At 60.8% G+C, this 19,685-nt stretch carries 22 protein-coding genes; 1 reads left to right on the top strand and 21 read right to left on the bottom strand.

The genetic code is table 11. The annotated features are described in order from the left end of the window. Window positions 1–106: 106 nt before the first annotated feature. From der to trmJ, 19 genes are all read right to left on the bottom strand, one after another. A complete protein-coding gene (gene der, locus QNH97_RS05000) occupies window positions 107–1,579 on the bottom strand; it encodes a ribosome biogenesis GTPase Der (RefSeq protein WP_283555868.1) in 1,473 nt (490 codons plus the stop codon). A 133-nt stretch (window positions 1,580–1,712) separates the two neighbouring features. Next, window positions 1,713–2,864, bottom strand: coding sequence for an outer membrane protein assembly factor BamB (gene bamB / locus QNH97_RS04995; RefSeq protein WP_025212012.1), 1,152 nt, complete (start codon window positions 2,862–2,864; stop codon window positions 1,713–1,715). Beyond that, a complete protein-coding gene (locus QNH97_RS04990) occupies window positions 2,857–3,498 on the bottom strand; it encodes a YfgM family protein (protein WP_025212011.1) in 642 nt (213 codons plus the stop codon). The genes bamB and QNH97_RS04990 overlap by 8 nt, the downstream gene beginning before the upstream one ends. 40 nt (window positions 3,499–3,538) lie before the next feature. Continuing rightward, window positions 3,539–4,828 (bottom strand): histidine--tRNA ligase, encoded by a 1,290-nt coding sequence (gene hisS / locus QNH97_RS04985; RefSeq protein ID WP_283555867.1) that lies wholly within the window; start codon window positions 4,826–4,828, stop codon window positions 3,539–3,541. A gap of 24 nt (window positions 4,829–4,852) precedes the next feature. Further along, a complete protein-coding gene (gene ispG, locus QNH97_RS04980) occupies window positions 4,853–5,962 on the bottom strand; it encodes a flavodoxin-dependent (E)-4-hydroxy-3-methylbut-2-enyl-diphosphate synthase (protein WP_003185136.1) in 1,110 nt (369 codons plus the stop codon). A 3-nt stretch (window positions 5,963–5,965) separates the two neighbouring features. Beyond that, window positions 5,966–6,973: a RodZ domain-containing protein gene (locus QNH97_RS04975; protein ID WP_283555866.1), complete on the bottom strand. Its 1,008-nt coding sequence runs from the start codon at window positions 6,971–6,973 to the stop codon at window positions 5,966–5,968. After that, the gene (pilW, locus tag QNH97_RS04970) at window positions 6,973–7,731 is read right to left on the bottom strand and encodes a type IV pilus biogenesis/stability protein PilW (protein ID WP_283555865.1); all 759 of its coding nucleotides are present in this window, start codon (window positions 7,729–7,731) and stop codon (window positions 6,973–6,975) included. Before pilW ends, QNH97_RS04975 begins: the two co-directional genes overlap by 1 nt. 12 nt (window positions 7,732–7,743) lie before the next feature. Continuing rightward, window positions 7,744–8,892, bottom strand: a complete 1,149-nt coding sequence (gene rlmN, locus QNH97_RS04965) for a dual-specificity RNA methyltransferase RlmN (protein ID WP_283555864.1) — start codon at window positions 8,890–8,892, stop codon at window positions 7,744–7,746. A gap of 28 nt (window positions 8,893–8,920) precedes the next feature. Continuing rightward, the gene (gene ndk / locus QNH97_RS04960) at window positions 8,921–9,346 is read right to left on the bottom strand and encodes a nucleoside-diphosphate kinase (protein WP_003185145.1); all 426 of its coding nucleotides are present in this window, start codon (window positions 9,344–9,346) and stop codon (window positions 8,921–8,923) included. A gap of 88 nt (window positions 9,347–9,434) precedes the next feature. Beyond that, complete coding sequence (gene iscX / locus QNH97_RS04955) at window positions 9,435–9,635, bottom strand: Fe-S cluster assembly protein IscX (RefSeq protein ID WP_283555863.1); 201 nt, start codon at window positions 9,633–9,635, stop codon at window positions 9,435–9,437. Between the two features lie 13 nt (window positions 9,636–9,648). After that, a complete protein-coding gene (gene fdx, locus QNH97_RS04950; protein WP_042727996.1) occupies window positions 9,649–9,990 on the bottom strand; it encodes an ISC system 2Fe-2S type ferredoxin in 342 nt (113 codons plus the stop codon). A gap of 3 nt (window positions 9,991–9,993) precedes the next feature. Next, entirely contained in the window at window positions 9,994–11,856 is a 1,863-nt protein-coding gene (gene hscA / locus QNH97_RS04945; RefSeq protein ID WP_283555862.1) for a Fe-S protein assembly chaperone HscA, read from the bottom strand. A gap of 50 nt (window positions 11,857–11,906) precedes the next feature. Then, complete coding sequence (hscB, locus tag QNH97_RS04940) at window positions 11,907–12,428, bottom strand: co-chaperone HscB (RefSeq protein ID WP_283555861.1); 522 nt, start codon at window positions 12,426–12,428, stop codon at window positions 11,907–11,909. An 8-nt stretch (window positions 12,429–12,436) separates the two neighbouring features. Continuing rightward, window positions 12,437–12,760, bottom strand: coding sequence for an iron-sulfur cluster assembly protein IscA (iscA, locus tag QNH97_RS04935; protein ID WP_003185155.1), 324 nt, complete (start codon window positions 12,758–12,760; stop codon window positions 12,437–12,439). 24 nt (window positions 12,761–12,784) lie between these two features. Then, window positions 12,785–13,171, bottom strand: coding sequence for a Fe-S cluster assembly scaffold IscU (gene iscU, locus QNH97_RS04930; RefSeq protein ID WP_003185157.1), 387 nt, complete (start codon window positions 13,169–13,171; stop codon window positions 12,785–12,787). A gap of 43 nt (window positions 13,172–13,214) precedes the next feature. Further along, complete coding sequence (locus tag QNH97_RS04925; RefSeq protein ID WP_283555860.1) at window positions 13,215–14,429, bottom strand: IscS subfamily cysteine desulfurase; 1,215 nt, start codon at window positions 14,427–14,429, stop codon at window positions 13,215–13,217. Between the two features lie 49 nt (window positions 14,430–14,478). Then, a complete protein-coding gene (gene iscR / locus QNH97_RS04920; RefSeq protein ID WP_003185160.1) occupies window positions 14,479–14,970 on the bottom strand; it encodes a Fe-S cluster assembly transcriptional regulator IscR in 492 nt (163 codons plus the stop codon). 269 nt (window positions 14,971–15,239) lie between these two features. Further along, window positions 15,240–16,016: a serine O-acetyltransferase gene (gene cysE / locus QNH97_RS04915; RefSeq protein ID WP_283555859.1), complete on the bottom strand. Its 777-nt coding sequence runs from the start codon at window positions 16,014–16,016 to the stop codon at window positions 15,240–15,242. Window position 16,017: 1 nt separating this feature from the next. Next, window positions 16,018–16,788 (bottom strand): tRNA (cytosine(32)/uridine(32)-2'-O)-methyltransferase TrmJ, encoded by a 771-nt coding sequence (trmJ, locus tag QNH97_RS04910; RefSeq protein WP_283555858.1) that lies wholly within the window; start codon window positions 16,786–16,788, stop codon window positions 16,018–16,020. 144 nt (window positions 16,789–16,932) lie between these two features. On the opposite strand from trmJ, the gene suhB reads away from it, so the two are divergent. Beyond that, on the top strand, window positions 16,933–17,751 hold the full coding sequence (suhB, locus tag QNH97_RS04905; protein WP_025211999.1) for a type III secretion system regulator SuhB: 819 nt from the start codon (window positions 16,933–16,935) through the stop codon (window positions 17,749–17,751). A gap of 348 nt (window positions 17,752–18,099) precedes the next feature. Here suhB and QNH97_RS04900 read toward each other — a convergent pair whose 3' ends face one another. Continuing rightward, entirely contained in the window at window positions 18,100–18,648 is a 549-nt protein-coding gene (locus QNH97_RS04900; protein ID WP_283555857.1) for a glycine zipper 2TM domain-containing protein, read from the bottom strand. 117 nt (window positions 18,649–18,765) lie between these two features. Next, window positions 18,766–19,680, bottom strand: a complete 915-nt coding sequence (gene secF, locus QNH97_RS04895) for a protein translocase subunit SecF (RefSeq protein WP_283555856.1) — start codon at window positions 19,678–19,680, stop codon at window positions 18,766–18,768. Window positions 19,681–19,685 lie beyond the last annotated feature (5 nt).

Below are 19,685 nucleotides of genomic sequence, written 5' to 3'. Positions count from 1 at the left end.
GGTTATGTCTGATGCACGGCTGTGGTAGGTACATCTTGGGGTTGCTTCGCAACCCAGCGGGAGCAAGCTCCCTCGCCACAGAAGCTCCCGGGCAATCGGCATCGAATCAGCGCTTATCGCGACGCTTCTTGTCAGCCTTCTTGTTGTGCGACATCAAGCGGCGCTTCTTGTTGACCTGGCGGTCGGTGAGCGTGTTCTTGTTGCCTTCGTACGGGTTCTCGCCGCCCTTGAATTCGATGCGGATCGGCGTGCCGACCAGCTTCAGGACGCGGCGATAGGTGTTCTCCAGATAACGGACATACGACTTGGGTACCTTCTCGATCTGGTTACCGTGGATCACGATAATCGGCGGGTTGGCACCACCCAAGTGGGCGTAACGCAGCTTGATCCGGCGGTTGTTGACCATCGGCGGGGCGTGCTCGCCAACGGCGTCTTCGAGGATCTGGGTCAGGCGGTTGGTCGGCCAGCGGGTGACCGCGGACTTGAACGAGTTCTGCACCGAGGCGTAGAGGTTGCCCACGCCCGTGCCGTGCAGAGCCGAGATGAAGTGGATGTCGGCGAAGTCGACGAAGAACAGCCGACGCTGCAATTCGATCTTGACGAAATCGCGCTCGCTCGGCGTCATGCCGTCCCACTTGTTGATCGCGATGACCAGCGCACGACCGGCTTCCAGGGCGAAGCCCAACAGGTTCAAGTCGTGGTCGACCACACCCTCGCGGGCGTCCATCACGAAGATCACCACGTTGGCGTCTTTGATCGCCTGCAGGGTTTTGACCACGGAGAACTTTTCGACTTCTTCGTGGATCTTGCCGCGCTTGCGCACACCGGCGGTGTCGATCAGCGTGTACTTCTCTTCGTTACGCTCGAACGGGATGTAGATGCTGTCGCGGGTGGTACCGGGTTGGTCGTACACGATGACCCGGTCTTCGCCGAGCATGCGGTTGACCAACGTCGACTTGCCCACGTTCGGGCGACCGATGATGGCGATCTTGATCCCGTCTTTTTCGCTCGGGCCTGGAATGCGCTTGGCTTCCTCGCCCTCGGCGACGATTTCTTCCTCGCCGTCTTCCGGCTCGTCTGCATCGTCTTTCGGGAAATCAGCCAAGGCGATTTCCAGCATCTGGGTGATGCCACGACCGTGGGCTCCGGCGATCGGGATCGCCTGGCCCATGCCCAACGGGGCGAATTCAGCGCGGGCCATGTCCGGGTCGATGTTGTCGACCTTGTTGGCAACCACGTAGGAACGCTTGTTACGTTTGCGCAAATGCTCGGCGATCATCTGGTCGGCGGCGGTAAAACCGGCCTTGGCGTCTACCAGGAACAGCACCACATCGGCTTCTTCGATGGCGAGCAGCGACTGCTCGGCCATTTTTTCGTCCATGCCGTGTTCATCACCGGAGATGCCGCCGGTGTCGACCAGAATATAGGTACGCCCTTGCCACTTGGCCTCACCGTATTGGCGATCACGGGTCAGACCGGACAAGTCGCCGACAATGGCGTCGCGAGTCCTGGTCAGGCGGTTGAACAAGGTGGACTTGCCGACGTTCGGTCGGCCCACCAGGGCGATTACGGGAACCATGCGGCTCTCCACTTCGTTATTTCAGAAAATACAAAAGCCGCTGCGAGGCAGCGGCTGGTGCTCGGGGCAGTCTGTGGAAGCCCTGCAAACCTTGTGAACAAGGCCGCTTGGGGGATTAGCCCCAAGCATAGTCTTACTTGATGGTCAGGGCTTCCAGTTTGCCGCTGTTGCCATACACATAAATCATGTTGCCCGCCACCAGCGGACGAGCCCGCAGGCCGTCGCTGTCGATGCGCTCGCGACCGACGAAACGGCCGTCCACCTGGCTGAGCAGGTGCAGGTAACCTTCCAGGTCACCCACGGCAACGTAGCTGGAGAACACTTCCGGGGCCGACAGTTGACGACGGGCCAGGGAGTCATTGCTCCACAATGCGGTGGTGGAACGCTCGTCGACGCCTTCAACCGTGCCCGAGGACAGGCTCACGTAGACGCTGCCAAAACCCTGGGCGACACCGGCGTAGCTGGACGCATCGCGCTGCCACAACGGACGACCGCTTTCCAGGTCCAGCGCCGCAACGCGGCCCTGGTAGCTGGCGACATACAGAGTACCGCCGGACAGCAGCAGGCCGCCGTCGATGTCGACCACGCGCTCCAGTTCCGAGCGACCTTGTGGGATCGCTACCCGTTGTTCCCAGACCGGCACGCCGTTGGAAACATCCAAGGCGACCACTTTACCGGTCGACAACCCAGCCACCGCGAGGCGGTTGGTGACGATCGGCGCGCTGGTGCCGCGCAAGGTCAGTACCGCCGGGGTGCTGTCGTACAACCAGCGCTGGTTGCCGGTGGCGGCATCCAGACCAATCAGACGGTCATCCTGGGTCTGGACCACGACCACGTCACCGTTGGTGGCGGGCGGTGCGAGTACTTCACTGGTCACGCGGGCGCGCCATTTCTCTTCACCGCTGCTCGCGTCCAGGGCCACGATCTCGCCCTTGAGCGTGCCGATCATGACCAGCCCGTAACCCACGCCAACGGCGCCGGAAACAGGCAGTTCGAGATCTTTCTCCCATTTGACGTCGCCATTGCTGCGATCCATCGCCATGACCACGCCCGTGACGTCGCCGGCATAGATGGTGTCGCCATCGATGGCCGGCACCAGCATGTTGTAGGTTTCACCCTGGCCGTCACCGATGGAGCGGCTCCACTGCTTCTGCAGCACGACTTCTTCTTTGAAGTCGGTCAGTTCGGCCGGAGGCAGTTCTTTTTTGCTGTTGCTGCTGCAACCCGCGGCCAGAATGGCCAGGGCCAGCAATGCTGCATGTTTCCACTGGATCACGTCACGCATCCCCTTTGGCCAGGTCGTCCAGCTTGATTTGCAGGCCACCGACCGCGGCTTCATCCGACAGCGCAGCCTTGGCTTTTTGGTAGGCCGCATGGGCCTCATCGGCACGGCCCAGCTGTACCAGCAGGTCGCCCTTGAGTTCTTCGCGGGTCGCCAGGAATGCCTTGTCGGCATCGCCGTCGAGCAGCTTCAACGCATCTTCAGCCTTGTTCTGCGCCGCCAGCACCTGCGCCAGGCGCTGACGCGCCACTTCGCCCAGGGTCGGGTTGGCCGGCTTGTCGACGATACCTTTGAGTTCGGTAGCGGCGTCGTCCAGCTTGCCGCTGTCCACGGCGACCTTGGCCACGAACAGGCGACCGTATTGCGCGTAGGCGGTGCCACCGAATTCCTTGTCCAGCTTGCCGGCCAGGTCCGCCACGCGGGCAGGGTCAGGCTTGCCGTCCGGGGTCAGGGTGGTTTCCAGCAATTGCTGATAGAGCACCGAGGCGCCTTGCGACTGGTTGCTCTGGTATTTCTGGTAGGCCTGCCAGCCGAACACGATGACCAGCGCCAACAGGCCGCCAGTGACCAGCGGCTTGCCGTTGCGCGTCCACCAGTCCTTCAAATCCGCCAGCTGTTCATCTTCGGTACTCGACACCCCAATACTCCTTAATCGCTAAATCGGCTGTTTGACAGCTTCAACCCTGCACGACGCAGGTGGCCAGGTGTGCAGCAAGCGCATCCCAGGCAATGCTTTGTTGTTCGCCCTGGCCACGCAGGGGTTTGAAACCTACCACTTGTTGGGCCAGTTCGTCGTCACCGAGGATCAGTGCATACAGCGCACCGCTCTTGTCGGCCTTCTTGAATTGGCTTTTGAAGCTGCCAGCCCCGGCGTTGATCTGCAGGCGCAGGTTGGGCAACTGGTCGCGGACCCGTTCGCTCAACGTCAGGGCCGCCAGTTCGGCTGCTTCGCCGAAGGCGCACAGGTAAACGTCGACCTGACGGGAAAGCTCTTCTGGCACCTTGTCCAAAGCCTCGAGCATCAGCACCAGGCGTTCGATGCCCATGGCGAAACCGACGCCCGGGGTCGGCTTGCCGCCCATCTGCTCCACCAGCCCGTCGTAGCGGCCGCCGGCACACACGGTGCCCTGGGCGCCGAGCTTGTCGGTGACCCACTCGAATACGGTCTTGCTGTAGTAATCCAGGCCACGGACCAGTTTCGGGTTGATCACGTAGGGAATGCCAGCGGCGTCCAGACGGGCCTTGAGCCCCTCGAAGTGCACGCGGGATTCGTCGTCCAGGTAGTCGGCCAGTTTTGGTGCATCCACCAGCACGGCCTGGGTGTCCGGGTTCTTGGTATCCAATACCCGCAACGGGTTGGTTTTCAACCGGCGCTGGCTGTCTTCGTCCAGGTGCTCGAGGCGGGCCGAAAGGAATTCTACCAGCGCGTCACGGTAGCGAGCGCGGGCTTCAGCAGTGCCGAGGCTGTTGAGCTCAAGCTTGACCGCGTCGCGAATGCCCAACTCGCCCCACAGGCGCCAGGTCAGCACGATCAATTCGGCGTCGATGTCCGGACCGTCGAGGTTGAACACTTCGCAACCGATCTGGTGGAACTGGCGATAACGGCCCTTTTGCGGGCGTTCGTGACGAAACATCGGGCCGATGTACCAGAGTTTCTGCACCTGGCCGCCACCGGTGATGCCGTGCTCGAGCACGGCGCGCACGCAGGCCGCCGTGCCTTCAGGGCGCAGGGTCAGCGAATCGCCGTTGCGGTCGTCGAAGGTGTACATCTCTTTTTCGACGATGTCGGTGACTTCACCGATGGAGCGCTTGAACAGCTCGGTGAATTCAACGATCGGCATGCGGATCTGCCGGTAACCGTAGTTATCCAGCAAACGCGCCACGGTACCCTCGAAATAGCGCCACAGGGGCGTCTGCTCGGGCAGGATGTCGTTCATGCCACGAATGGCTTGCAGGGACTTGCTCACAGGTAATCCTTAAATTCGTTCGACTCAACCACGCGCAATCACTGCGGCGTCGGCTTCGACCTTTTCGGCCGCTTTCTGGCGGATCAGCCGTTCCAGCTCATCCACCAGATTGTCATTCGTCAGTTTCTGCGACGGCTTGCCATCGATGTAAATCAGGTTCGGTGTACCGCCGGTGAGGCCGATATGGGCCTCCTTGGCTTCGCCCGGCCCGTTGACCACGCAACCAATCACCGCGACATCCAGCGGCACCAGCAGGTCTTCGAGGCGCCCTTCCAGCTCGTTCATGGTCTTGACCACATCGAAGTTCTGCCGCGAGCAGCTCGGGCAGGCGATGAAGTTGATACCGCGGGAACGCAGGTGCAGGGATTTGAGAATGTCGTAGCCGACTTTCACTTCCTCGACCGGGTCCGCCGCCAACGAGATGCGGATGGTATCGCCAATCCCTTCGGCGAGCAGCATACCGAGGCCGACGGCGGATTTCACCGTGCCCGAACGCAACCCACCGGCTTCGGTGATGCCCAGGTGCAGCGGCTGGACGATTTCCTTGGCCAGCAGGCGGTAGGCTTCGACGGCCATGAACACGTCGGAAGCCTTCACACTGACCTTGAAGTCCTGGAAATTCAGGCGTTCAAGGTGCTCGACATGGCGCAGGGCCGACTCCACCAGCGCTGCCGGGGTCGGTTCGCCGTATTTCTTCTGCAGGTCTTTTTCCAGGGAACCGGCGTTGACGCCGATACGGATCGGGATGCCACGGTCGCGGGCGGCATCCACCACGGCGCGTACCCGGTCTTCGCGACCGATGTTGCCCGGGTTGATGCGCAGGCAGTCCACGCCCAGCTCGGCCACGCGCAGGGCGATGCGGTAGTCGAAATGGATGTCGGCCACCAGCGGCACCTTGACCAATTGCTTGATCTTGCCGAAGGCCTCGGCGGCGTCCATGTCCGGCACGGAAACCCGCACGATGTCGACGCCGGCGGCTTCCAGGCGATTGATCTGCGCGACCGTGGCGGCCACGTCGTTGGTGTCGCTGTTGGTCATGCTCTGCACAGCGATAGGCGCGTCGCCCCCCACGGGAACGTTACCGACCCAGATCTTGCGGGATTCGCGACGCTTGATTGGAGATTCGCCGTGCATGACTTATTGACCCAACTTCAGGCGAGCGGTCTCGCCACTGGTGAACGGAGCGATGTCGACCGGCTGGCCGTTGTAGCTGACCTGCGCGCCACGGGCATAACCCAGGCGCACGGCGAATGGCGGCTTGCCGTTGAGGGAGGTGCTGTCGCCCTTGCGCTTGAGGCCACTGAACAGCACCTTGCCGTTGCCATCGGTAACTTGCGTCCAGCAATCGGCGACGAATTGAATCTGTACCTGGCCTTCACCGGCCGACGGTGCCACTGGCGCTGCCGGGGCTGGGGCTACGGCGGGAGCCGTTGGGGCAGCGGGTGCAGCGACGGTTGGCGCAGGCGTGCTCGGCACGGCAGGAGCAGCGGCAACCGGCTCGCTCGTGGTCGGTGCAGCGGGCGCAGGTGCCGGGACAGTCGGCTCGGCACCCGCCTCGGCAGCGGCGCCGTCCTGGCCTTGAGGCAGCGCCAGGGTGGTTTCGCCTTCGCCCTGGGCTTCCACCACTGCCTGGTCTTCCGGCTCGTCCAGCGGATGGATCTGGGTGGTGCCGTCGGCGCCTTCGACTTCGACGTGTTCAGGGTTCATGGTGACCGGTTCCTTGTTGCGCAAGGAGGCCTGGTCCTGCCACCAGACAAAACCGCCGCCGATCACCGCGATCAGCAACAACAGGCTGACGATTCGCAAAATAGTGTGGGAAACGCGAACTGGCTCCTCGATGCGCCCCAGGCTGTGCACATTGCTGCCCTGGGCGTCGGAACCGGTGTATTGATCGAATTGCTGGACCAGGAGGGTCTGGTCCATGCCGAGCAATTTGGCATAGGCGCGGATGTAGCCCCGGGCGAAGGTATGCCCTGGCAGCTTGTCGAACGCGCCGGTTTCCAGATTGCCCAGGGAAGCCACGGTGAGATTGAGCTTGATGGCCACTTCGGCCAGCGACCAACCATTGCTTTCGCGGGCTTGACGCAGGGTCTCACCGGGGTTTACGCGAGTCGCTGCTACCACTTCAGGATGCGCCGCTTTCATCATTGCTCCGACAGGTATTGCTGATATTCCGGCGTACCGGGATAGAGTCTTTTTAGTTGCAGGCCATAACTGGCAGCCTTGTCACGATCTTCAAACACATGCGCCAGTCGAACACCGAGCAATAGACTACGTGCATTTTGCTCGCTCAGCAGGCTAAAACGTTCGTAATAGTCGCGGGCAGGCACATATTGCCTGTCTTCGTAAGACAACTCAGCCATTTCCAGCAAGGCCCGCGGTTGCTGGCGGTTGAGCCGCAGCGCTTTTTCAAGCTGCTGGCGGGCCAGGTCACGCTGGCCAAGTTTCGAAGCCGTCATGCCCAGGTTCTCGAAAACCCGCGAACGCTCGGGGTACAGCGTGTCGGCGGCCGCTTGTTCAAAACGCTCGTAGGCTTCCTTGTAGCGTTTCTGCTCGAAAAGGAAGCTGCCGTAGTTGTTCAGGATCCGCGCATCCTGCGGCCGGCCAGACAGCGCCTTGCGAAAATGATCGTCGGCCAGCTCGTGTTCCATCTCGGCCTGGAACACCAGGGCCAGGGCCGCGTTGGCGTCGGGGTCGGAATCGTCCAGTTCCAGGGCTTTCTTGAGCGGGACCTTGGCCCGTTCGGTCATGCCCTGCTGCAGATAGCCAATGCCCAGTTGCACATAGGCCACGCGGGCCTCGTCGCGCCCCTTGCTGGTTTTCATCGGGTTGTAGTCACCCGACAGAACACAACCGGTGCAAAGCCCGGCCAACAGCAAAACGAGCGCGAAGCGCAGGGACATAGAGTTCCTCTCTTAGTGACTGTTCGCAGCGTTTGGCGCCACATCGTCGGCGGCGTTCAACTCGCGCACGGCAATGTAGCGTTCGCTGCGACGGGTGCGATCCAGCACCTGTCCTACCAATTGGCCACACGCGGCATCGATGTCTTCGCCGCGAGTGGTGCGCACGGTGACGTTGAAGCCAGCGTGGTGAAGCTGATCCTGGAAGCGACGAATCGCGTTGTTGCTCGGGCGCTCGTAACCGGAGTGCGGGAACGGGTTGAACGGGATCAGGTTGATCTTGCACGGGATGTTCTTGAGCAACTCGATCATCTCGACCGCGTGTTCAACCTTGTCGTTCACGTCCTTGAGCAAGGTGTACTCGATGGTCAGTACGCGCTTTTCGCCCAGGGACGACATGTAGCGCTGGCACGACTCCAGCAGCATCTTAAGCGGATACTTCTTGTTGATCGGCACCAATTGATTGCGCAATGCGTCATTGGGTGCGTGCAGCGACAACGCCAGGGAGACGTCGATGTGCTTGGCCAGCTCATCGATCATCGGCACCACGCCCGAGGTGGACAAGGTCACCCGGCGCTTGGAGATGCCATAGCCCAGGTCATCCATCATCAGATGCATGGCCGCCACGACGTTGTCGAAGTTCAGCAGCGGCTCACCCATGCCCATCATCACCACGTTGGTGATGGCACGGTCGACGGTCGCCGGGACGCTGCCAAAGGATTTGTTGGCAATCCACACCTGGCCAATCACTTCGGCGGCGGTGAGGTTGCTATTGAAGCCTTGCTTGCCGGTGGAGCAGAAACTGCAATCCAGGGCACAGCCTGCCTGGGACGAAACGCACAAGGTGCCACGTTTGCCCTGGGGAATGTAGACGGTCTCGACGCAGCTGCCGGACGCCACGCGCACCACCCATTTACGGGTGCCGTCGCTGGAGATGTCCTCGCTGACCACTTCGGGACCACGAATTTCAGCAACAACCTTGAGCTTTTCGCGCAAGGCCTTGCTGACATTCGTCATGGCGTCGAAATCGTCGACGCCAAAGTGGTGAATCCATTTCATCACCTGGCCGGCACGGAAACGCTTCTCCCCGATTGAGTCGAAGAATTTTTCCATTTCCTGCTGGGTCAGCCCCAGCAGGTTGGTTTTAACAGTCGATGTCGTCATGGATTCACCTTCACTCTTAAGCCAATGCTTAGCGAGCGGTTACTTCAGTAGCGGCGAAAAAGTAAGCGATTTCGCGAGCAGCAGCGGCTTCGGAGTCCGAACCGTGAACGGCGTTGGCGTCGATCGACTCGGCGAAGTCAGCACGGATGGTGCCGGCAGCGGCTTCTTTAGGGTTGGTAGCGCCCATCAGCTCACGGTTGCGAGCGATGGCGTTTTCGCCTTCCAGCACCTGAACGACAACCGGACCGGAAGTCATGAAGGCAACCAGTTCACCGAAGAAACCTCGCTCGCTGTGCTCAGCGTAGAAGCCTTCGGCTTCGGCCTTGGACAGTTGCTTCATTTTCGAAGCTACAACGCGCAGGCCAGCGTCTTCGAAACGGGTAACGATCTTGCCGATCACGTTTTTAGCAACGGCGTCAGGCTTGATGATGGAGAAAGTACGTTGAACAGCCATGGTGTAACTCCAGAAACGGTAATTTGCGAAAAATTAAACCCGCGAATTATACGCGGGTTCAGGGGTATTGCCTAACCTGCCAGGTGGATCAGTCGATTTCTTCGATCCAGAGCTGTTGGACGGCCTCCAACACCTTCTCGCCACAACGGCCAGAGGTATTGTCGAAATCGGGAAGCTCCATGATCCAGCGCTGCAAATCGACAAAATTTACAGTCAGCGGATTCACGTCCGGCTTGGTTTCGGCCAGTTCTTCTGCGATGCGTTGTACATCATTCCAACCATAGCTCATGACAGTGTCACCATCAGTGCGGCGCTTCGGCCGCATGGTTAAGCGAATATTTCGGAATTTCGACCACCAGGTCCTCGGTGCCGACCTTGGCCTGGCACGTCAGGCGCGACGTCGGCTCCAGACCCCAGGCCCGATCAAGATAGTCTTCTTCCAGCTCATCGGCCTCATTCAGCGAGTCAAAACCCTCGCGAATGATGCAATGGCACGTGGTGCAGGCACAGACACCGCCGCAGGCGCTCTCGATCTCGATGTGGTTGTCGTGGGCCACTTCAAGAAGGGACTTGCCGGTTTCGGCCTCTACCACCATACCGTCCGGGCAATGCTCGGCGTGTGGCAGAAAAATGATCTGCGGCATCAGTTATTCCTCGATTTCATTCAGATTGCGCCCCGCCAGGGCGGCTTTGACCGTCGAGTCCAGGCGGCGGGCAGCAAAGGCATCGGTGACCTGCGACAGACGCTTGGTCTGCTGCTCGATGGCATAACCATCGGTGCCTTTCATCAATTCGGACAGCTCCTGCATTTGCAGCTCGATGACCATGCGCTCTTCGGCGTCGAGCAAGCGCTCGCCGTCGGCTTCAAGGGCGCCCTGCACAGCCTCGAGCAATCGCTGGGCGTCGACCTGCTGCTCACGCAGCACGCGGGCCACCTTGTCGTCGCTGGCATGCTGGAACGAATCCTTGAGCATCTTGGCGATTTCACCGTCGGTCAGGCCGTAGGACGGCTTGACCTGGATGCTCGCCTCGACGCCCGAACCCAGCTCGCGGGCGGAGACATTGAGCAAACCGTCGGCATCGACCTGGAAGGTCACGCGGATCTTCGCCGCGCCGGCGACCATGGCCGGAATGCCGCGCAATTCGAAGCGCGCCAGGGAACGGCAGTCGCTGATCAGCTCACGCTCGCCTTGCAGCACGTGGACCATCATGGCCGACTGGCCGTCTTTATAAGTAGTGAAGTCCTGGGCGCGGGCAACGGGGATGGTGGTGTTGCGCGGAATCACCTTCTCCATCAGGCCGCCCATGGTTTCCAGGCCCAAAGACAACGGAATCACGTCGAGCAGCAGCAGTTCACCGCCCTCGCGTTTATTGCCAGCCAGGGTATCGGCCTGGATCGCGGCGCCAATGGCAACCACCTGGTCCGGGTCGATTTCGGTCAGCGGCTGACGGCCAAAGGCCTCGGCAACGGCGTCGCGAACACGGGGCACCCGGGTCGAGCCACCGACCATGACCACGGCCTTCACGTCTTCAAGCTCGATACCCGAGTCACGCACAGCGCGGCGACAGGCCTTGAGGCTGCGGGCGACCATCGGTTCGATCAGGGCATCAAAGGCTTCGCGGCTCAGCGAGGCTTTCCAGTCGCCGTAAGCGACTTCAACAGCGGCGGCGTCGGTCAGGGCTTCCTTGGCCGTGCAGGCGGTTTGCAGCAGATGGCGTTGCGCGCCTGGATCGAGATCGGCGGACAGGCCCGCTTGCTCAATGATCCAGCCGGCAATGGCGTGGTCGAAGTCATCGCCGCCCAGGGCGCTGTCGCCACCAGTGGCCAACACTTCGAAGACACCGCCGGTCAGGCGCAGGATGGAAATATCGAAGGTGCCGCCGCCCAGGTCGTAGATGGCGACGAGGCCTTCGGCGTGCTGGTCGAGACCGTATGCCACCGCAGCGGCGGTCGGCTCGTTGAGCAGGCGCAGCACGTTCAGACCAGCCAGCTTGGCCGCATCCTTGGTGGCCTGACGCTGAGCGTCGTCGAAATAGGCCGGAACGGTGATGACCGCGCCGACCAGCTCGCCACCCAATGCCGCTTCGGCGCGCTGACGCAACACCTTGAGGATGTCCGCCGACACCTCCACCGGGCTTTTCGGGCCCTGCACAGTTTCGATGAACGGCATGTGGGATTCGCCGCCGACGAAGCGGTACGGCAGTTGATCGCCCAACTGCTTGACGTCGGACAGACCACGACCCATCAAGCGCTTGACCGACACAATGGTGTTCAACGGATCGGTCGCGGCGGCCAGCTTGGCTGACTCGCCCACTTCGACGCGATCGGCGTGATAACGCACGGCGGACGGCAGGATCACCTGCCCCTGCTCGTCGGCCAGCGGCTCGGAAAGACCGCTGCGCAAGGCAGCGACCAGGGAATTGGTAGTACCCAAGTCGATTCCCACAGCCAGGCGACGCTGGTGCGGTTGTGGACTTTGGCCGGGTTCAGCGATCTGCAGTAGGGCCATCGTAATCAGGACTTATCTGTAATCAGGCGTGCGACCGGAGCGGCACTGGGTTAATCGTCGAGGCGCTCTTCTAGCTGGCGCACTTCGTAGGTGAGCTTGTCGAGGAACTGCATGCGCCGCATCAGGCGTTCAGCCTGTTCGCGTTGCGCGGCATCGTTCCAACAGGCTGCGAAGCTTTCGTTCAATGTGTGCTGGGCGTCTTTCAAGCGGCGCTTGAATACCGCGACACCGGCCAGGTCGGCACTGTCCTGCAAGTCTTCGAGCTCTTCGCGCCACTGCATCTGCTGCAGAAGAAACTCGGGATCGTGGACCGTGACTTCCAGGGGCAACTCATGACCGCTGATGGCGAGCAGGTAACGCGCGCGCTTGGCTGGACTCTTGAGCGTCTGGTAAGCCTCGTTGAGGTTCGCCGACTGCTCGAGCGCCCGCCGCTGCTCAGCCTCGGAGCCGTCGGCAAAACGGTCCGGATGAACACCACGGGCCAATTCCAGATACCGCGCCGACAACTGATCGAGATCCAGCTGGAAAGCAGGTTGCAACTGGAACAACGCAAAATGACAAGGAGTACCCACAAGCTGCCTCAGATGTTGAAGCTTTCGCCGCAGCCACATTCACCGCGTACGTTGGGGTTGTTGAACTTGAAGCCTTCGTTCAACCCTTCCTTGACGAAATCCAGCTCGGTGCCGTCCAGGTACGTCAGGCTTTTCGGGTCGATGATCACTTTCTGACCATGACTTTCGAACACCTGATCGTCTTCGCCCACTTCGTCGACGAATTCCAGTACATAGGCGAGGCCAGAACAGCCCGTGGTGCGAACACCCAGGCGGATACCCTCGCCCTTGCCGCGCCCCGCAAGTGAGCGCTGGATATGGTTAGCTGCCGCTTCTGTCATCTGGATAGCCATGGAAACTCCTTACCGTTACGCGGATCAGATCAAGCCTTTCTTCTGCTTGTAGTCGCGAACGGCGGCCTTGATGGCGTCTTCAGCGAGTACCGAGCAGTGGATCTTCACTGGCGGCAGGGCCAGTTCTTCGGCCAGCTGGGTGTTCTTGATGGTTTCGGCTTCGTCCAGGGTCTTGCCCTTCATCCACTCGGTGGCGAGGGAGCTGGACGCGATGGCGGAACCGCAGCCGTAGGTCTTGAACTTGGCATCTTCGATGATGCCTTGCTCGTTAACCTTGATCTGCAGGCGCATCACGTCGCCGCACGCCGGCGCGCCGACCATGCCGGTGCCGACATCAGGATCCTGCGCGTCCATCTTGCCGACGTTGCGCGGGTTCTCGTAGTGGTCGATGACCTTTTCGCTATATGCCATTTGCTTCAATCCTCATCAGTGAGTCGCTCTGGTGGCGACTTCTTCAGTGCGCCGCCCACTCGATTTTCGAAATGTCGACGCCGTCTTTGTACATGTCCCACAGCGGCGACAGAGCGCGCAGCTTGGTAACGGCCTCGCAGACTTTCTGCGCGGCGTAATCGATTTCTTCTTCGGTGGTGAAGCGGCCGAAGGTGAAGCGAATGGAGCTGTGGGCCAGTTCGTCGTTGCGGCCCAGGGCGCGCAATACGTACGAAGGCTCAAGCGACGCCGAGGTGCAGGCCGAACCGGACGACACGGCCAGATCCTTGAGCGCCATGATCAGCGACTCGCCTTCAACGTAGTTGAAGCTCAGGTTCAGGTTGTGCGGTACGCGGGCGATCATGCTGCCGTTGACGTAGAGTTCTTCGAGGTGCTCGACCTGCTTGAAGAAACGGTCGCTCAGGGCCTTGATGCGCACGTTCTCGGCAGCCATGTCTTCCTTGGCTACGCGGAAGGCCTCACCCATGCCAACGATCTGGTGGGTCGCCAGGGTGCCGGAACGCATGCCACGCTCGTGACCGCCGCCGTGCATGGTCGCTTCGATGCGAACACGCGGCTTGCGGCTCACGTACAGCGCGCCGATGCCTTTAGGGCCGTAGGTCTTGTGGGCCGAGAACGACATCAGGTCGACTTTGAGCTTGGACAGGTCGATGTCGACCTTGCCGGTGGACTGGGCGCCGTCGACGTGGAACAGGACGCCTTTGGAGCGAGTCAGCTCGCCGATGGCTTCGATGTCGTTGACGGTGCCGATTTCGTTGTTCACATGCATGATCGAAACCAGGATGGTGTCGTCACGCAGTGCGGCTTCGATCATGGCCGGGGTGATAATCCCGTCTTCACCCGGTTCGATGTAGGTGACTTCGAACCCTTCACGCTCCAGTTGGCGCATGGTGTCCAGGACAGCCTTGTGCTCGATCTTGGAGGTGATCAGGTGCTTGCCCTTGGTGTGGTAGAAGTGCGCGACACCCTTGATTGCCAGGTTGTCGGACTCGGTGGCACCAGAGGTCCAGACGATTTCACGCGGATCGGCATTGACCAGATCAGCGACCTGGCGACGGGCGTTTTCGACCGACTCTTCAGCCTTCCAACCGAACACGTGGGAGCGGGACGCGGGGTTACCGAAGTTTCCGTCGACCAGCAGGCATTCACTCATTTTTTGCGCAACACGCGGATCAACCGGGGTGGTCGCAGAGTAATCAAGGTAAATCGGCAATTTCATGGAGTCTCTCCTAATCAGGCTGGCTGGCGTTCCGCGTGCTCTGCGGCAGTCATTCGACGGCGGACGCTTCAATCTTGTCCAGGTGCGGCGCCTTGCTGTTGCAACGGCGCTGGTCCTGACGCTGGGCTACTTCTTGCACCTCACGGCGAGTTACAAGGTCAGCCAAGCTGATACCGCTTAGAAATTCGTGGATCTGCAGGCTGAGGTCGCACCACAAGTGGTGTGTCAGGCAAGTATCGCCGCCATGGCAGTCGCCAAGGCCCTGGCATTTGGTCGCATCGACCGATTCGTTCACGGCATCGATCACCTGGGCGACCTGGATGCCTTGCATGTCGCGTGACAGCTGGTAGCCGCCGCCGGGACCGCGAACACTGGAAACCAGGTTGCTGCGGCGCAGCTTGGCGAACAGCTGCTCAAGGTAAGACAGGGAAATGCCCTGGCGCTCGGAGATATCGGCCAGGGACACCGGCCCGTGCTGCGCATGCAATGCCAAATCCAGCATCGCGGTCACGGCGTATCGGCCTTTTGTAGTCAGTCGCATGGACAATTACCACGGAGTTCGGAATGGGGGCGAGTATGCAATTCCCGAGTATTTAAGTCAAGTATAAGACCTAGTGCTTTACTCAGGTTTACCCGCGAAAGAGCGCGCGCATGATAGCAAAGGCTGGTCGGCGGCGACCAGCGATACCGCGTTATCGTTCTTCGCGAGCAGGCTCACTCCCACAGAGAGGGCTTTGGTGGATGCACAATTTGTGTACACCGCAGATCCCCTGGGGGAGCGAGCTTGCTCGCGATGAGGCCAGCCGGGTTTCAGCTGGCCTTGGTTTCGTCCTTATCCTTCACACACGCAAAATCTTCCTCGCGCAGTTCAGGCAGGTCCTTGGCGCAGTAATTACTGCCCAGGTCCTTCAGAGCGCCGCACATCCCCTCCAGACGCCCATCGACGGCCTGCAGGTGATCGAGCAGCTGATTGATAGCGCGGGCGACCGGGTCGGGCATGTCTTCGCCGACGCCGTAGGCATCGAAGCCGATCTTCTCGGCCATGGCCTTACGCCGGGCATCCAGCTCGTCATCGGACTTGACGATGATCCGCCCCGGAATGCCCACCACCGTCGCGCCAGGCGGCACAGCCTTGGTCACCACGGCGTTGGAGCCGACTTTCGCCCCCGCCCCCACCGTGAACGGCCCGAGCACCTTGGCGCCCGCGCCCACCACCACGCCATCTTCCAGGGTTGGGTGGCGCTTGCCTTTGTTCCAGCTGGTGCCGCCAAGGGTCACGCCCTGGTACAGGGTGACGTCGTCGCCGATCTCGGCGGTTTCACCAATGACGATGCCCATGCCGTGGTCGATGAAGAACCGACGACCGACCTTGGCCCCCGGATGGATCTCGATCCCAGTCAACCAGCGGCCGAAGTTCGAGACCAGCCGCGCCAGCCATTTCCAGCCCAGGTTCCACAAGGCACCGGACAGGCGGTGGATCCAGATCGCGTGCATTCCCGGGTAGCAGGTCAGCACCTCAAAGGCATTGCGCGCCGCTGGGTCGCGATGGAAAACGCTTTGGATATCTTCACGCAAACGTTCGAACATTTTATTTCTTCCGCTTAATCAGCTCGCCACGGGCCGCTTTCTGGGTTTCCGTGAGGATGCCGCGCAATATATTCATCTCCGCCCGGCTGACCGAGCTTCGTCCGTACAACCGACGCAGGCGCGCCATCAAGTGCCGCGGCTTTTCCGGGTCGAGGAACTCGATGTCCACCAGGGTCTGTTCCAGGTGCTCATAGAATCGCTCCAGCTCGTCCATGGTCGCCAGTGTCTCACTGCGCGGCGACGTGACCTCGGTTTTTTCGACCTTGCTGGGTTTGCCTTCGGCTGCCAGCCAGGCCATGCGCACTTCATAGCTCAACACCTGCACCGCCGCCCCGAGGTTCAGGGAACTGAACTCCGGGTCGGAAGGGATATGCACGTGAAAGTGACATCGCTGCAGCTCTTCGTTGGTCAGGCCGGAATCTTCACGACCAAACACCAGGGCGATCTCAAAGCCTTGCGCGGCTTCCTCGACCACTTTGGTCCCGCATTCGCGAGGATCGAGCAGCGGCCAGGGGATGCGGCGGTCGCGAGCACTGGTGCCGAGCACCAGGTTGCAACCCACCAGGGCGTCCTCCAGGGTGGCAACCACCTGGGCATTAGCGAGGATGTCACCGGCACCGGAGGCACGGGCATCGGCTTCATGATGGGGAAACAGCCGAGGTTCGACCAGCACCAGACGCGACAGGCCCATGTTCTTCATGGCCCGCGCAGCTCCGCCGATGTTACCCGGATGGCTGGTATTGACCAGGACGACACGAATGTTCTGCAACAAGGGAGGCGCTCTCGAACACGATAAAGGGAGCAAATCTTACCTAAGCACCTACCGTTAAGCTATGAAAGCGAACACCAACCTTCTCCTCGGAAAACTTTCTGATAGAATGCGCGGCTTTCTTTAACAACCTTAGGTGACACATCCATGCAGCCCATGCTGAATATCGCGCTGCGCGCCGCCCGCAGCGCCAGTGAACTGATCTTCCGCTCCATCGAGCGCCTGGATACCATCAAGGTCGATGAAAAAGATGCCAAGGACTACGTGTCCGAGGTGGATCGCGCCGCCGAGCAAAAAATCGTCGACGCCCTGCGCAAGGCTTACCCGAACCACTCGATCCTGGGTGAAGAGACCGGCATGCACGCCGGCACCGGCATCGAAGGTGAAGAGTACCTGTGGATCATCGATCCGCTGGACGGCACCACCAACTTCCTGCGCGGCATCCCTCACTTCGCTGTCAGCATCGCCTGCAAATACCGTGGCCGCCTGGAACACGCCGTTGTGCTGGACCCGGTTCGCCAGGAAGAATTCACCGCCAGCCGTGGCCGTGGCGCCCAACTGAACGGTCGTCGCCTGCGCGTCAGCGGCCGCACCAGCCTGGAAGGCGCCCTGCTGGGTACCGGCTTCCCGTTCCGCGATGACCAGATGGACAACCTGGACAACTACCTGGGCATGTTCCGCGCCCTGGTCGGCCAGACCGCCGGCATCCGCCGCGCCGGCGCCGCCAGCCTGGACCTGGCTTACGTGGCTGCAGGCCGTTTCGATGCGTTCTGGGAGTCGGGCCTGTCCGAATGGGATATGGCTGCAGGCGCCCTGTTGATCCAGGAAGCCGGCGGTTTGGTGAGCGACTTCACCGGCGGCCACGATTTCCTTGAAAAAGGCCACATCGTTGCCGGCAACACCAAATGTTTCAAGGCTGTGCTCACCGCCATCCAGCCGCATCTGCCGGCTTCGCTGAAGCGCTAAGCGTCCCAGCTACAAAAAAAGCACCTTTCGGGGTGCTTTTTTTATGCCTGTGTTTTTCACCCCTCAGCTCAGCTGCGAACACTCCGTGGCGAGGGAGCTTGCTCCCGCTGGGTTGCGCAGCAGCCCTAGATTTTGCGGTCGCTGCGCGACCGAGCGGGAGCAAGCTCCCTCGCCACAATGGATTACATCCACGGACATCGATGCAAGCTGATCTACCGCCATCGCGAGCAAGCTTCCACAGGGATTTGTGCCAAACGTAGATTCTGAGCCCACCCAGGCACCATTGTGGGATGGCCGATATTGGGGCGAAAAAAAGCACCCCGAAGGGTGCTTCTTTTTAGCGGTGGATCACTGAGCCGGTTCGTTCTGCCCCAGGATCAGTTGGCCTTCCTTGTTCACCGGGATTTGGTTGCCCGGGTCGCGGTCCATGCGGACCTTGCCTTCCTTACCGTCGAGCATGTAGCGAACGTCGTAGCCTACAACCTTGTCGCTGATGTCATTGACCGTGTTGCAGCGAGTTTGGGTGGTGGTGTAGGTGTCGCGTTCCTGCATGCCTTCCTGAATCTTGTTACCGGCATAACCGCCGCCAGCTGCACCGGCCACGGTGGCGATTTTCTTGCCGTTGCCGCCGCCGATCTGGTTACCCAACAGGCCACCGGCTACGGCGCCCAATACGGTACCAGCGATCTGGTGTTGGTCCTGGACCGGCTTCTGCCGAGTCACGGTAACGTCCTTGCACACTTCACGCGGGGTTTTGATTTGGGTCTTGACCGGTTCCACGGCCAGCACTTGCGCAGACTCAGGGCCACTTTTTACCAAGCTGTAGGTGGCGACCGCGCCACCGGCGGTGACACCGACAGCACCCAATACCGCACCAACCAGCATCGATTTGTTCACTTGAACCTCCAGACCATCACAAGCGGATTAATCCGCGCTTCTCCCAGCCTTGGAGCACAAAAAAAGGCGCGAGTTCAACTCGCGCCTTTTTAGCGGTGACGGGCGGAAGACCAGACCTTACGGACGGTCGTCCACTTCCGTTTCCGTAGCCGCTGGAGGAATCAGATCCTCGGTGCTCAGGTTCAGCCAGATCAGCACCACGTTAGCGATGTAGATCGACGAGTAGGTACCCGCCATCACACCGATGAACAGCGCGATGGAGAAGCCGAACAGGTTGTCGCCACCAAAAAACAGCAGCGCGGCAATCGCCAGCAAGGTAGAGATCGACGTCGCCATGGTCCGCAGCAGCGTCTGGGTGGTCGAGATGTTGATGTTCTCGACCAGCGATGCCTTGCGCAGCACACGGAAGTTTTCACGCACCCGATCGAACACCACGATGGTGTCGTTGAGCGAGTAACCGATGATCGCCAGCACCGCCGCCAGCACCGTCAAGTCGAAGGTGATCTGGAAGAACGACAGGATACCCACGGTCACGATCACGTCGTGGATCAGCGAGACAATCGCACCCACCGCGAACTTCCACTGGAAGCGGAAAGCCAGGTAGAGCATCACGCCGCCCAGCGCCAGCAGCATGCCGAGGCCGCCCTGGTCGCGCAGCTCTTCACCCACCTGCGGGCCGACGAACTCGACGCGCTTGACCTGGGCCGGGTTGTCGCCGCCGGCCTTCTGCAAGGCCTCGGCTACTTGATGGCCCAACTGCGGGTCTTCGCCTGGCATGCGCACCAGCAGGTCGGTGGTTGCGCCAAAGCTCTGCACAATGGCGTCGCTGTAGCCCGAACTCGCCAACTGCGCACGCACCTTGGTCACGTCGGCCGGACGCTCGTAGGTCAGCTCGATGAGCGTACCGCCGGTGAAGTCCAGGCCGTAGTTCAATCCCTTGGTGGCCCAGCTGAACAACGCCAGGACCGTGAGAAACAATGTGACGCCGAACGCAATGTTGCGAACGCCCATGAAGTTGATTGTACGTAACATGGCAG

The sequence above is a fragment of the Pseudomonas sp. G2-4 genome, assembly GCF_030064125.1.
Lineage (GTDB): Bacteria > Pseudomonadota > Gammaproteobacteria > Pseudomonadales > Pseudomonadaceae > Aquipseudomonas.
The sequence above is the reverse complement of the archived record's forward strand: the minus strand, read 5'-3'. Positions and strand labels throughout refer to the sequence as shown.